We start from the raw sequence: 12577 nt of genomic DNA on the forward strand, positions 1-12577 counted from the left end.
TTAGCCCCTTAAAATTTTGGCTGCTTCTTTTGCATGATATGTGATGATCAAATTTGCCCCTGCTCTTTTAAAGCCGATCAAGGTCTCCATCATAACGCGATCATAGTCGATGATGCCAGCTTTTGCGCCAGCTTTTAGCAGTGCGTACTCGCCGCTTACGTTATAGACACAAAGTGGTAGAAGTGTTAAATTTCTTAGCTCTCTAACGATGTCAAGATAAGCAAGCGCTGGCTTTACCATCAAGATATCAGCGCCTTGCGCCTCGTCTTGCAAGCTCTCGTTGATCGCCTCCAAGCGGTTTGCGCTGTCCATTTGGTAGCTCTTTCTATCGCCAAAGCTTGGTGCACTTTGCGCTACGTCACGAAATGGCCCGTAGTAGGCTGAGGCAAATTTAGTTGAATAAGCCATCACTGGTAAATTCTCAAAGCCATTGCTATCAAGCGTCTCTCTTAGCGTTGCGATGATGCCGTCCATCATACCGCTTGGTGCGATCATATCAGAGCCATTTTGAGCGTGTATTAAGGCTTGTTTGGCTGAAATTTCAAGCGTTGCGTCGTTGTCGATAGTGTTATGCACATGGTCGATTATGCCGCAGTGGCCGTGATCTGTATATTCGCAAAAGCAAAGATCAGTGACGACTACCAAATTTGGGAATTTATCTTTTATGGCTCTAAGTGCAGTTGCGATGATGCCGTCATTACTTAGTGCGTCGCTGCCAACGCTATCTTTTAGGCTTGGTATGCCAAATAAAATGATCGATTTTATGCCTAAATTTACTATCTCTTCGCACTCTTTTAAAATTTCATCGATACTCATTTGATAAACGCCCGGCATCGAAGCAATCTCGTTTTTAACGCCTTTGCCCTCGACTACAAAGAGCGGATAGATGAAGTCATTTACGCTAAGGCTAGTCTCTCTTACCATGTCTCTTAGGGCTGGATTTATTCTTAATCTTCTAAAACGTTTAAACATATTTTTGCCTTTTCTTTGTTAAAATGCGTGATTTTTAGCTAGTTTAGCACAGTTGGAGTAAATTTAAAATGAAAATAGAAATTTCAAACGCTGCAAATCTACCATCAAGATTTGGCACTTATAAGGTTCAAGCCTTCAAAGAAGGGGCAAAAGAGCACCTTGTGATCTACAAAGAGCCTTTGAGCGAAGTTGTAAATCTTAGAATTCACTCCGAATGCCTAACTGGCGATGCGATCGGGAGCCTAAAGTGCGACTGTCGCGACCAGCTTGAAGCGAGCCTAAAATATATCGAAGAAAATGGCGGCATGGTCATCTATCTGCGTCAAGAGGGCAGAAATATCGGGCTTTTAAACAAGATAAATGCCTACAGCCTGCAAGATAAGGGCTTTGACACGATAGAAGCCAATCACCAGCTAGGTTTTAAGGCTGATGAGAGGACGTATGAAGTGGTTGATTTTATCCTAAATCACTACGGCATAAAAGAGGTAAATTTACTCACAAATAACCCTTTAAAACTTCACGGGCTAAGCTCAGTAAAGATCGTAAAACGCGTGCCTATCGTCATCAAACCAAATAAATTTAACGAAGACTACCTGAAAGTAAAAAAAGAGCAAATGGGGCACATCCTGTGATGAAAAATGAGCTTTGTTTGCCAGCTAAATTTGACGAAAAAGTAAAGGCTTACGCTCAAATTTTTGCTAAATTTAACAAAGTTCATAGCTTAAGCAATTATAAAGACATAAGCGAGCAGGTGCTTGATAGCATAAAACCGCTTGAGATTTTTGACCTAAGCGCCAAAACGGCGATCGATGTTGGCAGTGGGGCTGGCTTTCCAGCGATATTTTTAGCGCTTGCGATGCCGCACACTAAGTGGCATCTTTTTGAGCCGATAGCCAAAAAGTCATCATTTCTAAGCTACGCTAAGATCGAGCTTGACTTACAAAATTTAGAAGTTCATAGCCAAAAGATAGAGCTTACAGATAAATTTACGGCTGATCTCATCACCTCAAGGGCGCTTAGTAAGACAAAAGAGCTTATAAGAATTTGCGAGGGATTTTATGATGAGAGCACTAAATTTCTCATCTACAAGGGCTCTAGCGTCATGGATGAAATTTCAGGCATCAACGCGCAAATTTATAATGAAAAAAATAGAAACTACATATATTTTAATCTCAAAAATCAAGGGGAGAAACGTTGAAATACTTGCTTTTTGTAGCGATTTTGGTTGCGATTTACATCATATTTTTTAAAAATAGAAAAAATAGCGACAAGGTAAGCACCAGCAACTTCGAAGAGTGCAGCAAATGTGGCGTCTTTAGCGATATTGATCAAATGGTGCTAAGAGACGGAAAATACATCTGTAAAGAGTGCATAAAGGGCGAGAGATGAAAATTTTGGGTGATGAGCTGATCAAATTTGAGCCATTATATCTTTGCAAAAGTGAAGATGAAATTTCAAACAGCAGGCAAAATCTCTTTAAATTTGATAGAAATTTTATAAAAAGAGCGTTAGAGGCTGGAGTAAGCTTTAGCATCATCGCAAATGGCATAAATGAAGCTATCGTTGCAAACGCGGCTGGAGCAAAATTTATTATCGCAGATATTGACATTGCAAAAGATCTAGCAAAGATTGCTGAGAATTATCTATTTGACGCGCTTATAGCTGTTTTGATAAAAGATGAAAGCGAGCTAGCACAGCTTGCAAAATTTAACGTCGATGCTGCGATCTTGCCAAACGCTATAAAAGAATAAGGACAAAAATGGAAATTTTTAAAACTGCTTTTTTAATGGTTACTTTAATGCTGATTTTTATCGCTGTTGGCGGATATATTGGAGGCGAGCATGGCATGATGATCGCCTTTTTGATAGCGGCTGGCACAAATATCTTTTCATATTTTTTTAGTGATACCATAGTGCTTAAAAGATATAACGCTATCCCGGTTGATGAGAGTAACGCTCACGGGCTTTATGAGATCATATCTCGCCTCACACAAAAGGCGAATTTGCCTATGCCAAAAATTTACATCATCCCAGAAGAAGTACCAAACGCCTTTGCCACAGGCCGCAATCCAAGCCACGCAGCTGTCGCGGTAACCGAGGGGCTTTTAAAAATTTTAAATGAAAACGAGATCGAGGGCGTGCTAGCTCACGAGCTAAGCCACGTAAGGCACTACGACATCCTAACTGGCTCAATCGCTGCCATACTAGCTGGTGCTATCGCAATGCTTGCAAATTTTGTTAAGGTTGGTGGTATTGCTGGGCAAAGCAACGGTTCAAGAAGAGGTGGCGGTAATGCCATCGTTATGCTAGCACTTGCTATACTCATGCCAATAGCTGCCACAATCATACAAATGGCGATCTCAAGGGAGCGCGAGTATAAGGCAGACAAGGGCGCAGCTTATCTAACAGGACACCCAGAGTGGCTGGCTAGTGCTTTAAGAAAGCTTGAGAGCTACTCAAATTCTTACGTTATGCAAAACGCGAGCGAACAAAGTGCTCATATGTTTATCGTAAATCCATTTGGCTCGCTAACTAACAAGCTTGGCGTACTTTTTAGAACGCATCCAAGCACTAGCGATAGGATCGCTGAGCTTCAAAGGCTTGAGCAAGAAATAAAAAGAAGTATGTAAAAATTTAGCCTTTAGTAAAATTTGGGCTGATTTTCTTCTTTTTACCATCTTTTTTGGCTTTAAATTTATAAATTTACAAAAATTTTAAATTTTATGAGTGAGTAATTTTGGATTTGATTTTAGTGGCAGGCTTTGCGAGGCTTAAAATCAGTAGTAGATTCTTGTGAGTAAATAAAATTTTAAAATTTACAAAAATATCAAATTTACAACCAAAAAACCAAAATTTAGCCCCAAATTTCACTGCAATTTCTTGCAGTCGCGATCTTCTATAGTGTACTCAAAAATAAGCTCACCATTTTCTGAATAAAAAAGCTCATCCAAGGTGACACCGATGCTTAGCATATTTAAGATCTCTTTATCTTTGCAAGCAGTTCGCAAATTCTCTTTTTTAATAGCTTCGATAAATTCTAAAAGCTCTTTCCCTTCAAGCCTTTTGATCTCTTGCTTTCTTGCGTGTTTGACAGCATATCTATAAATGAGCGTATCACCGACATTTAAGATATCATTAAGCGTAAGTGTTGGCGTGCAGATGAATGGGAGCTTTTTTTTGTAGTAAGTTGCATGATTTTTCGCTGCCATATCTGGCGTAAGAGCCAGGGCAAGCGAGCAAAAAAATAGTAAAAAAAGTGTTACTCGCAACTACTTTTATCCAAATTTATATCAAAAAAATGCCTACCTTCAAAGCCGTAACTACCACTTAGAGTGATGCCACGATTTAGCACAGCTCTAGCCATACCTGAGTTGCAAAGTGCATCTTTTCCATTTTTATAAAACTCATCTTTTAAAGCTAAAATTTGAGCTTTGTTGTAGCCTTTTATCTTCTTTGCCTTGGTCTCGTTTAAAACAAACTCACCATGTATGTCTAGCCCGCTGCTACTCACATCTTTTAGCGTAATCATCTCATCGACTCTGCTTGGTAAATTTGGCTTTGCGGTTTGGACGACAAAAGCTGGGATCTGCTTAGTGTCAAGCTGATTTAGTATCTGCTCATAAATCTTAAACTCGCTCTCTTGCACACCAAAAGCAAGGCTAGCAAGAGCTAATAAAACGATCTTTTTCACATATTTCCTTTATATAAATTTTCTGATGATGTTTGGAGAGAGTTTTACTAAGATGTCATAACTTATCGTATCAAAAAATTTCGCCCAAATATTTGCATCCTCAAAGACACAGACCCACTCGCCACTATCTTTACAGCTAAAGCTATCCATTGAAATTTTGCCTAGTATTGGCTCGTTATTGGCAAGTCTTAGCTCACCACAGCCATTGTATCTTAGTAATCCATCACCATATCCAAGATCATAAGTGGCTACATTTATATCTTCTTTTGCACTAAATTTAGCACCATATCCAACACCTTGACCACTTTTTAAAATACGCCTACTAACTCTTTTTGCCCATAGTGAAAGTACTGGCTTTAATCCCAAACTATCACCAAACTGAGCGTATCCATACTGAGCGATACCAACACGCACCATATCATCATCGATTTCACTTGCTCTTTCAAGCGCAGCTGAGTTGTGAGAGTGAAAGATCGGTTTTTTGATGCCAAACTCATCACAAAGAGCTAAAATTTTCTCTTTTGCAGCCCTAAAATTTTCTCTTTGCACGAAATAATCAGCATTTAGCTCATCGCTTGCACGAAAATGAGTATAAGCTCCAAGAAGCTCTAAATTCTTTCTTGTTAAAATTTCAAACGCGTAATCAAGCTCGCTTATATCAAGCCCATTTCTATGCATACCAGTGTCGATTGCAAGGTTGATTTTTGTATTTTCTTTTATCTTTAAAAGTGCGTCTATGTCGTTTATCGCATAGATAAATTTACTACTTTCATTTCCGGTTGGGATATGTGAGAGAATGAGAATATTTTCAAATATGTCAGAAATTTCATTTGCCTCAAACTCGCTTTTTACAGCACAAATTTCTATTCCAAATTTTTTAGCCTCACTAGCAATAAGCCTTGCGCCATGGCCATAAGCATTGTCTTTTAACACAACTATTACTTTCTCTTTGCCACCAGTTTTAGCACAAATTTGAGTGAGGTTATGAATATATGAAGCTTTATTCAGGCGTATTTCAGACATTAAAATTCACATTAAAGGCAGTATAAACATCCGGTAAAAGTTTTCTTACGTTGTAGTCAAATGCATAAAATTTAGCGTAAATTTCTTTCAGATCAGCCTCTTTTACTTTGCTAAAATCAAAAACATCAGTACCATCTTTCTTTGGAACTTGGCGGTCAAGCTCAGCAAAAAAAGCAGCTCTTGCCTCTAAAATTTTTTCGATTTTTTCTTTTACTTCTTGAGATTTTTCCACTTTTACTCCTCTATAAAAATTTTCATATCATCGTTATAAAGCTTCACATAAAGCGTCTTTTGCCCAGCAAATTTGTGCGTATCTGAAACATAATCCTCATAAAAACTCACACGAAAAAGCCTATCATTTTTAAGATTTGGATAAGGCGTGATGAGAAAATTTGAAAAACTAATGCGTTTTTTCTCTTTTTTAGAAAAAATAGCCCGCTTCATACTTTTAAATTTTTCCAAGCTCATACCATCGTATCGCTCAAAGTTTTTATCATAAAATTTAAGATAGTTTTCAATGTCGCTCTCGCTCCATGTCTTTTTCCAGCCCAAAAGTCCAGAAATGATCACTGCAATATCTTTTGCACTAGCTTCTGGGCGCTTATCTTCATAGATAAATGCAAGTGTTTTTTTGTGATCCACTACATCATCGAATTTCATCAAAGTATCATTTTGCATAGCCACGCAGCCTTTTGTTTTTAGCTCATCTGTCCTTTGCCCATCAAGCGGATAGCCATGTATCCAAATACCACCACCATTTCGTTTTGCAAGCTTATCAAGCAAATTTGGGTATGAAAGCGAAAATGCAAGTGGGCCAAGATATCTATCATTTGGCGTAAATCTACGTGTAAGCTGATACACTCCAACCGGTGTTTTTAGATCGCCTTCAAGAAGTTTATCGCCATTTTTGCCAACTATAACGCTTGAGCTAAAAAGCTTTTTTGTAATGCCGCCATTATAAGAGATCACTTCAAGCTTCTTTTTAGTTTTATCAACTACACTTAGAAGTATCTCATTGTCATAATATCCATATCTTACATCCTTGCCCTCAAGCTTTTTTAGCCAGTAATCCTTACTTAAAATATTTTTTTCGATGGCATCAATAACAGCAGCTGAGCCATTTTTTAAGTAAATTTCTTCGTAATTTTGGGCAAAAAGACAAGGCGATAACGCGATGAAGAAAAATATAATTTTTTTCAAGTGAAATATCCCAAAAAGTAAAATTTAGTCCGTAATTATATCCTAAAAAATTTATATTTTTAGATTTTAAAGGTAAATTAAGTAGTTCTAAATGTATAATGTGAAAACCATTATTAATTTTATCACAAAGGAAAAATATGAAAAAAATCGTTTTTGGTGCGATACTTGCAGCTTCTGCTCTTATGGCGGCTGATATCAGCCTAGAAAATGTTAGAGCTAGAGATACAAAACCTGGCACAAACAATAGTGCAATTTTTATGGATATAAAAAATGCTTCAAATTCTGATGTAAAGCTTATTGGTGCTCACTCAAGCGTTTGCAAAAGTACAGAAATTCATACTCACAAAATGAATGATGGTATGATGGCTATGGTTCAAATCGAAGATGCAGTGATCCCAAAAAATGGTGAAACAAAACTAGCTCCTGGCGGTTTACACATTATGCTTATGGATCTAAACAAACCATTAAAAGATGGTGATAAAGTTGATTTAGAGCTAAAATTTAGCAATGGCGAGAGCATAAAGCTTGATAATATCGGAGTAACTAAAAACTTTAAATAATGAAAAAAATCATAATTATTTTTTCATTTATCTTTATTGTTCTAGGTGCTTTTTCGATAGGCTATAAGCTTATGACAACAAGCAAGGAAGATCCACCTGAATTTGCCGATGTAAACACATCGCTAGATCCTTTAAAATGTGATCTAAACAATAAATCTTGCGAGATGGAATTTAAAGGCGTAAAGCTAAAAATAGACATCTCGCCAAGACCTATTTATGCCATGAGACCTTTTAGCTTTAAAATCATTAATGGTAAAAATTTAGGGCTAAAAAATCCTAGTCTTGAGATAGACGGCATAAATATGAATATGGGATCAATCAAAGCAAGACTTGAGCCAAGAGGCGATAACTTAACTGCTCAAGTAGTGCTAAGTGCTTGCGTTGTCGAGCTTATGAGATATCGATTTAAAGTGCTTGATGACGAAAAAGAAACTGGTTTTTTTGTAGATCTTGATCTAAAATTATAGAGGGTAACGATGAAAAAGGCATTTTGGGGCTTAATAATAATCTTAATTTGTATAGGTGTTGCACTTTTGCCAATAAAGCCAAACAAGTATGATTTTAAGGCACTTTCACAAAATGGTGAAGTAAGTCTTAAAAATTACGACGGAAAGTACAAAGTTATATATTTTGGTTATCTTTTTTGCCCTGATGTCTGCCCTACTGCGCTCTCTTTGATTGGCGATGAGCTAAATAAACTAAAAAGAGATGACTTTGAGCTACTTTTTATTACGCTTGATCCTGAACGCGATACTCCTGAAAATTTAACTCTAATGGCAAAAAATTTCTACAAAGATGCCGATGGATTAAAACTAAACGCCTTAAAAGAAGTGGCAAAAACCTATGGTGTAAAATTTCAAAAAGTCCGTCTTGAAAACTCAGCCATGGGCTACTCTGTTGCTCATAGCTCTTCAATATATTTAATAGACAAAAAAGGAAATTTTTATAAAGAAATTTCAAATCTAACAAATGAAAACATTGGAGAAAATTTATTAAATTTGATCAAAGATAGACCTTAGGCTAGAAAATTTAGTAAGCCAAAACTGACCTACTAAAATTCTTTATGCAAATATCATCTCAAGATCTTCTAAACTAAAATTAATTCACTTGTTATGTTTTTGATTTTAATGCTCGCTGAGTGATTTTTTCACCCAAAATCTATTAACCCTTGAACATAAATTTAATCTACAAGCCAAACAAAATTAATTAAATATAAGCAGTACTAGCAATGAATTTATTAAGAAGATCTGTACGAAAAGTAGGCTTTTGCACTATAAATTTTAATGATAATGCAAAAGCTAAAAATTTAAGTTTTACTATTTCACTCTATGATGCACGCTGCCGCTATAAGTAATATCCTCAGCTTTTACCTCATCACTTGTTAAAATTTCACTTATCTTGCCATTTTCTTCTAGTTTTTTCCTATTTTCTTCGGCATCTTCTTGATAGCTGTAAACCATCGCAACACTCACTACTCCGCTGATAGCTTCTATCTTTTTAAAATTTTTTATTTCATCTTCAATACTATCTGAGCTAACTACCACTACGATTCTATCGTCTGCATCGGTTATTATTTCACATTCTTTTAGCTTTTTTATCTCATTTTTTACACTTTCATTTTTATTATCCGTATAAACTATCAAACTTGAAATATTCATTTAATTCTCCAAAACAAAATTTTATTCTCATAGGCTGAAGTTACGACTTCATTGTCACTTATAAAAACTATGCTATTTATCGTACTTTGCCCAGTTTTTAGCATTGCGATATTTTCTAAGCTTTTGCTATCAACTAAATTTACATCGCTCATCTCATCGCTCATATAGGCCGCTACTCTACCATCATCGCTAAGGCCGACGCCATAGACTAAAAAGCCAGTATTTATCTTTTTTAGACTTCCAGCTGAAAATATCCCCACGATCCTATCGGTGCCTCCACTGATCATGACTCCATTTTTATATGAGATGTCGTAGATATTATCTGTATGAATATCTAAAATTTGATCCATTTTTTTAGCTTTTATGTTATAAAAGTAGACCTTCCCACTCTCGCAAGCGATAGCTAGTGTGCTTCTATCTTCGCTTATCTCCATATCTGAAAGCATCGCGATTGAAATTTTAAAGCTATCATAAATTTCGCCACTTTTTAGGTTTAAAAAATAAATTTCATTGCTAATTGAAGCAAGTGCAACATGCTCATCATCTAAAAACAATGCCTTTTTTATCGCTTGATTATCCATTTTTATGCTTCTCATCTGTCCATTTTCTCTTAGATGAAGCACCTTTGTAGCGTAATCACCTTCGCTAAGTATAAGAGTTTTGCCATCAATTTCATCAATACTTAAAATTTTTGGTCTTTCGTGATCACTAACGTAGGTTTTTATATCATCCATTTTGATGATCTCTTCAAATTTAGACTCTTTAGGATCATAAATTTCAACCGTCCCTCCATCAGTCGCGATAAAGAGTTTGCCATTTATTAGCGTTGTGCTTAGCACATTTGCACTAGCCTCTATTTGCTTATATGGAGTGGTGATCTCGCTTGCAAAGATAAAATTTAATAGACAAAAAATAAAAAACAAAGCTCTCATAAAGCCTCCATTTGAAGTGAATTTTTAAAGCAAACATCAAAGCACTCGCCGCAACTTACGCAGTTTTGATTAACAATAGGACGAAAAACGCCAAGAAATTCGACTGCTTTAAATTTGCAAGCATCAAGGCAGTTGTAGCAGATCGTATCGTTCCACGCTAGACAGCTAGAAACATCGATGCTAACTTTTGCATTTATACTCTTTGGTGAGCTTAGGCTTAATGTCTTCTTACCAAGACTCTCACAAGCCTTTGCGCACTCTTCGCAAAAGTCACAGCCCAGCTTTTTAACTTTAAAAATTACTCTTTCATTTTCAAAGCTAAGAAGCTCTTTTTCACAAGCATTTACGCAGATAGCATCGCATCTATCGCAGTCAAACTCTCCGCTAAAAAAAGGCGGAGTTATAAATTTGGGAGCAGATTTTGCCCCCAAAATTTTACTAAAAAGCTCTCGCCTGCTTTGCATTATTTAACACCATCGTTTAAAACATCTAGCAAGTTTGACTTATGAGTACCGTTTTTATCTCTAAAGTCAGGCTTAAATTTATTACCGACTAGCTGAGTTAAGCCAGTTTGTTGCTCAACGTGGCATGTTGTGCAGTTATATCTTTCATCATCAAGCTTGCCTGCAAGATCTTTTTTATTTCTGATGTCATAAAGGTGAGATGATGGTATCGGTGTTGCTCCACTATCTTTTGCAAACTCAGGCATATGGCAGGTTACGCACATATTCATATCCTTTGTGATAGGCACTAAACCCTCAGTATCGTGTGGGATAAATGGCGGTGCATTTTCAAAAGACCTATCAAATTTCTTTGACATACCAGCTGGCTCTTTTGTATAGTTCACATCTTTTAATACAACGTCTTTATCGTCTAGCAAATCGATATTTCTAAAGCCGATTTGCGAATCACTAATGCTTGGATTATTAAAAGCACATGCCGCAAAAAACGCAGCGCACAATCCTCCAAGCATCATTATTTTTATTTTCATTTTTCTCTCCTTAAATTTCTAATACTAAATTTCAAAGCCCCGTCTCCACAAACATCAATGCACCTGCCACAGCTTATGCACTCGCTTGAGCTTACCGAGCGGCTCTCTTTACCGATCATATCAAGCACTTGCATCTCTGGACAAATAAGCTTACATTTCATACATTTTGTACAAGCCTGGGCATCATGTTTTACTCTAATTAGGGCGAATTTTGAGATGATGGCATAAAAGGCACCAAGCGGACAAACGTGCGAACAAATGCCACGCTTTAACACAAACATATCAAAAGCAATGATCGCAACCGCTATGCCTAACGCACTAGCTGAGCCGTAAATAATGCCACGCTGAATAATGCCAATATAACTAACGCTCTCAAATACTGGATAAGATAAAGCAAGGCTTAATATAAGAGCAAGAGCCAGCAAGTAATAACGTAAATTTTTACTCACATTTAAGACTTTTTCGCCCTTAAAGCCAAATTTCTCTCTTAGTTTAAAAGCGATATCGGTTAGTAAATTTACCGGGCATATCCACGAACAAAATACTCTTGGAGCAACCAGTGCGTAAAATGCAAAGATAATGCCAGCTCCAATAATTGCATTTATGCCGGCACTAAAGCTTGCAAGTAAAATTTGAACCAAAGCAAATGGATCGCTTAGTGGAATTTTTCCAAAAAGCAAAGATGAGCTTAAATTTCCGCTAAGTATCTTAACTCCATAAAAATTTCCTAGGACAAATAGTGCTAGGATAGAAATTTGAGTTATTCGTCTTAAGATTAAAAATTTCATAGCTCACCACCATTTAGATAATCAGTCGCTTTTTTAATGTCAAGCTTTATTTTGCTGTCTGCATCGTCTATGCGTCTTTCATCTTCTTTGACCCAGCCTTTGACGTAGTTATCGCCTACTTTGCCAAGCACCGCGTCACGATTTAGCACGGTAATGGCCGCTTTTTTAGTGATACAGGCTCGCTCGCATAGGCCACATCCGGTGCAGATGTCGCTATCGACCACTGGAAGTAAAAAGGCATGCTTTTGCGTCCTTTCGTTGCGGCGATACTCAAGATACAAGGCCTTATCTATGAGCGGACAGGATCTGTAGCAAGCATCGCACTGTATGCCCCAGTATGCCACGCAGTTTTTCATATCAACCACCGCAACACCCATTTTGGCCTTATTTATGTCAAGCTTGCCTTTTGTGCTTACTAAATTTACGTCCAAAGCTCCAGTTGGACAGGCTGGCACACAAGGGATATTTTCACACATATAGCAAGGAATTTTTCTAGGCTCAAAATAAGGCGTTCCAATGCTTATGCCATCCTCTAGCGATGAGAGCTTTAGCGTGTCAAATGGACAAGCCTCTACGCAAAGCCCACACCTAATGCAGCTTTGTAAAAATTGCTTCTCTTCTTTTGCACCAGGAGGCCTAAGAAGCATAAGTGGCGAAGCCTTGGCACTAAGCGACCAAACAAAGCCTCCGCCAAGAGCTAAAAGCGCTACTTTTGCTCCAAATTTTAAAGCCTCTCGCCTACTTGAAAATCCCATATCGCTCA

The 12577-nt window shown here is 37.2% G+C and carries 20 protein-coding genes; 8 read left to right on the plus strand and 12 right to left on the minus strand.

What is annotated here, in order from left to right:
* A complete protein-coding gene (gene hemB / locus ATCC51562_RS02580) occupies positions 1 to 972 on the minus strand; it encodes a porphobilinogen synthase (protein ID WP_021090677.1) in 972 nt (323 codons plus the stop codon).
* A gap of 68 nt (positions 973 to 1040) precedes the next feature.
* On the opposite strand from hemB, the gene ribA reads away from it, so the two are divergent.
* The 5 genes from ribA to htpX are packed head-to-tail and all read left to right on the plus strand — an operon-like array spanning position 1041 to position 3601.
* Positions 1041 to 1604: a GTP cyclohydrolase II gene (ribA, locus tag ATCC51562_RS02585; RefSeq protein WP_021090465.1), complete on the plus strand. Its 564-nt coding sequence runs from the start codon at positions 1041 to 1043 to the stop codon at positions 1602 to 1604.
* On the plus strand, positions 1604 to 2170 hold the full coding sequence (rsmG, locus tag ATCC51562_RS02590) for a 16S rRNA (guanine(527)-N(7))-methyltransferase RsmG (RefSeq protein WP_021090571.1): 567 nt from the start codon (positions 1604 to 1606) through the stop codon (positions 2168 to 2170). The genes ribA and rsmG overlap by 1 nt, the downstream gene beginning before the upstream one ends.
* On the plus strand, positions 2167 to 2361 hold the full coding sequence (locus ATCC51562_RS02595; protein ID WP_021090700.1) for a hypothetical protein: 195 nt from the start codon (positions 2167 to 2169) through the stop codon (positions 2359 to 2361). The genes rsmG and ATCC51562_RS02595 overlap by 4 nt, the downstream gene beginning before the upstream one ends.
* Positions 2358 to 2723: a hypothetical protein gene (locus ATCC51562_RS02600; RefSeq protein WP_021090633.1), complete on the plus strand. Its 366-nt coding sequence runs from the start codon at positions 2358 to 2360 to the stop codon at positions 2721 to 2723. The genes ATCC51562_RS02595 and ATCC51562_RS02600 overlap by 4 nt, the downstream gene beginning before the upstream one ends.
* Before the next feature lie 8 nt (positions 2724 to 2731).
* Entirely contained in the window at positions 2732 to 3601 is an 870-nt protein-coding gene (gene htpX / locus ATCC51562_RS02605) for a zinc metalloprotease HtpX (RefSeq protein WP_021090508.1), read from the plus strand.
* A gap of 237 nt (positions 3602 to 3838) precedes the next feature.
* Here the strand turns inward: htpX and ATCC51562_RS02610 are convergent, their stop codons facing one another.
* From ATCC51562_RS02610 to ATCC51562_RS02630, 5 genes are read right to left on the minus strand one after another with little or no spacing between them, the layout of a single operon-like run.
* A complete protein-coding gene (locus tag ATCC51562_RS02610; protein WP_021090523.1) occupies positions 3839 to 4240 on the minus strand; it encodes a hypothetical protein in 402 nt (133 codons plus the stop codon).
* Positions 4231 to 4662, minus strand: coding sequence for a hypothetical protein (locus ATCC51562_RS02615; protein WP_021090743.1), 432 nt, complete (start codon positions 4660 to 4662; stop codon positions 4231 to 4233). The genes ATCC51562_RS02610 and ATCC51562_RS02615 overlap by 10 nt, the downstream gene beginning before the upstream one ends.
* Positions 4663 to 4671: 9 nt before the next feature.
* Positions 4672 to 5685 (minus strand): alanine racemase, encoded by a 1014-nt coding sequence (locus ATCC51562_RS02620; protein ID WP_021090618.1) that lies wholly within the window; start codon positions 5683 to 5685, stop codon positions 4672 to 4674.
* A complete protein-coding gene (gene cmeU / locus ATCC51562_RS02625) occupies positions 5678 to 5917 on the minus strand; it encodes a CmeU family protein (RefSeq protein ID WP_021091016.1) in 240 nt (79 codons plus the stop codon). The genes ATCC51562_RS02620 and cmeU overlap by 8 nt, the downstream gene beginning before the upstream one ends.
* Positions 5918 to 5919: 2 nt before the next feature.
* On the minus strand, positions 5920 to 6885 hold the full coding sequence (locus ATCC51562_RS02630; RefSeq protein WP_021090919.1) for a L,D-transpeptidase family protein: 966 nt from the start codon (positions 6883 to 6885) through the stop codon (positions 5920 to 5922).
* 137 nt (positions 6886 to 7022) lie between these two features.
* Here ATCC51562_RS02630 and ATCC51562_RS02635 point away from each other — a divergent pair, with 137 nt between their 5' ends.
* The 3 genes from ATCC51562_RS02635 (at position 7023) to ATCC51562_RS02645 (ending at position 8464) form a co-directional block, all read left to right on the plus strand.
* Positions 7023 to 7445, plus strand: coding sequence for a copper chaperone PCu(A)C (locus ATCC51562_RS02635; protein WP_021090827.1), 423 nt, complete (start codon positions 7023 to 7025; stop codon positions 7443 to 7445).
* A gap of 71 nt (positions 7446 to 7516) precedes the next feature.
* The gene (locus ATCC51562_RS02640) at positions 7517 to 7912 is read left to right on the plus strand and encodes a hypothetical protein (RefSeq protein ID WP_021090968.1); all 396 of its coding nucleotides are present in this window, start codon (positions 7517 to 7519) and stop codon (positions 7910 to 7912) included.
* 9 nt (positions 7913 to 7921) lie between these two features.
* A complete protein-coding gene (locus tag ATCC51562_RS02645; protein WP_021091054.1) occupies positions 7922 to 8464 on the plus strand; it encodes an SCO family protein in 543 nt (180 codons plus the stop codon).
* 297 nt (positions 8465 to 8761) lie between these two features.
* Here ATCC51562_RS02645 and ATCC51562_RS02650 read toward each other — a convergent pair whose 3' ends face one another.
* From ATCC51562_RS02650 to napG, 6 genes are read right to left on the minus strand one after another with little or no spacing between them, the layout of a single operon-like run.
* Positions 8762 to 9103, minus strand: a complete 342-nt coding sequence (locus ATCC51562_RS02650; protein ID WP_021090728.1) for a chaperone NapD — start codon at positions 9101 to 9103, stop codon at positions 8762 to 8764.
* On the minus strand, positions 9100 to 10035 hold the full coding sequence (locus ATCC51562_RS02655) for a WD40 repeat domain-containing protein (protein WP_021090566.1): 936 nt from the start codon (positions 10033 to 10035) through the stop codon (positions 9100 to 9102). Before ATCC51562_RS02655 ends, ATCC51562_RS02650 begins: the two co-directional genes overlap by 4 nt.
* A complete protein-coding gene (locus ATCC51562_RS02660) occupies positions 10032 to 10499 on the minus strand; it encodes a hypothetical protein (RefSeq protein ID WP_021090640.1) in 468 nt (155 codons plus the stop codon). Before ATCC51562_RS02660 ends, ATCC51562_RS02655 begins: the two co-directional genes overlap by 4 nt.
* Positions 10499 to 11026, minus strand: a complete 528-nt coding sequence (locus ATCC51562_RS02665; protein ID WP_021090505.1) for a nitrate reductase cytochrome c-type subunit — start codon at positions 11024 to 11026, stop codon at positions 10499 to 10501. The genes ATCC51562_RS02660 and ATCC51562_RS02665 overlap by 1 nt, the downstream gene beginning before the upstream one ends.
* A complete protein-coding gene (gene napH, locus ATCC51562_RS02670; RefSeq protein ID WP_021090836.1) occupies positions 11023 to 11814 on the minus strand; it encodes a quinol dehydrogenase ferredoxin subunit NapH in 792 nt (263 codons plus the stop codon). Before napH ends, ATCC51562_RS02665 begins: the two co-directional genes overlap by 4 nt.
* A complete protein-coding gene (gene napG / locus ATCC51562_RS02675; protein ID WP_021090635.1) occupies positions 11811 to 12569 on the minus strand; it encodes a ferredoxin-type protein NapG in 759 nt (252 codons plus the stop codon). The genes napH and napG overlap by 4 nt, the downstream gene beginning before the upstream one ends.
* Positions 12570 to 12577: the final 8 nt, after the last annotated feature.

Source organism: Campylobacter concisus ATCC 51562, from assembly GCF_000466745.1.
Lineage (GTDB): Bacteria > Campylobacterota > Campylobacteria > Campylobacterales > Campylobacteraceae > Campylobacter_A > Campylobacter_A concisus_B.

Coding starts and splice junctions, on each gene's coding strand:
- ATCC51562_RS02600 (WP_021090633.1), top strand. CDS start 2,358: ATGAAAATTTTGGGTGATGAGCTGATCAAATTTGAGCCATTATATCTT.
- hemB (WP_021090677.1), bottom strand. CDS start 972: ATGTTTAAACGTTTTAGAAGATTAAGAATAAATCCAGCCCTAAGAGAC.
- rsmG (WP_021090571.1), top strand. CDS start 1,604: ATGAAAAATGAGCTTTGTTTGCCAGCTAAATTTGACGAAAAAGTAAAG.
- ATCC51562_RS02620 (WP_021090618.1), bottom strand. CDS start 5,685: ATGTCTGAAATACGCCTGAATAAAGCTTCATATATTCATAACCTCACT.
- ribA (WP_021090465.1), top strand. CDS start 1,041: ATGAAAATAGAAATTTCAAACGCTGCAAATCTACCATCAAGATTTGGC.
- ATCC51562_RS02660 (WP_021090640.1), bottom strand. CDS start 10,499: ATGCAAAGCAGGCGAGAGCTTTTTAGTAAAATTTTGGGGGCAAAATCT.
- ATCC51562_RS02640 (WP_021090968.1), top strand. CDS start 7,517: ATGACAACAAGCAAGGAAGATCCACCTGAATTTGCCGATGTAAACACA.
- ATCC51562_RS02650 (WP_021090728.1), bottom strand. CDS start 9,103: ATGAATATTTCAAGTTTGATAGTTTATACGGATAATAAAAATGAAAGT.
- napH (WP_021090836.1), bottom strand. CDS start 11,814: ATGAAATTTTTAATCTTAAGACGAATAACTCAAATTTCTATCCTAGCA.
- napG (WP_021090635.1), bottom strand. CDS start 12,569: ATGGGATTTTCAAGTAGGCGAGAGGCTTTAAAATTTGGAGCAAAAGTA.
- ATCC51562_RS02655 (WP_021090566.1), bottom strand. CDS start 10,035: ATGAGAGCTTTGTTTTTTATTTTTTGTCTATTAAATTTTATCTTTGCA.
- ATCC51562_RS02635 (WP_021090827.1), top strand. CDS start 7,023: ATGAAAAAAATCGTTTTTGGTGCGATACTTGCAGCTTCTGCTCTTATG.
- ATCC51562_RS02645 (WP_021091054.1), top strand. CDS start 7,922: ATGAAAAAGGCATTTTGGGGCTTAATAATAATCTTAATTTGTATAGGT.
- ATCC51562_RS02665 (WP_021090505.1), bottom strand. CDS start 11,026: ATGAAAATAAAAATAATGATGCTTGGAGGATTGTGCGCTGCGTTTTTT.
- htpX (WP_021090508.1), top strand. CDS start 2,732: ATGGAAATTTTTAAAACTGCTTTTTTAATGGTTACTTTAATGCTGATT.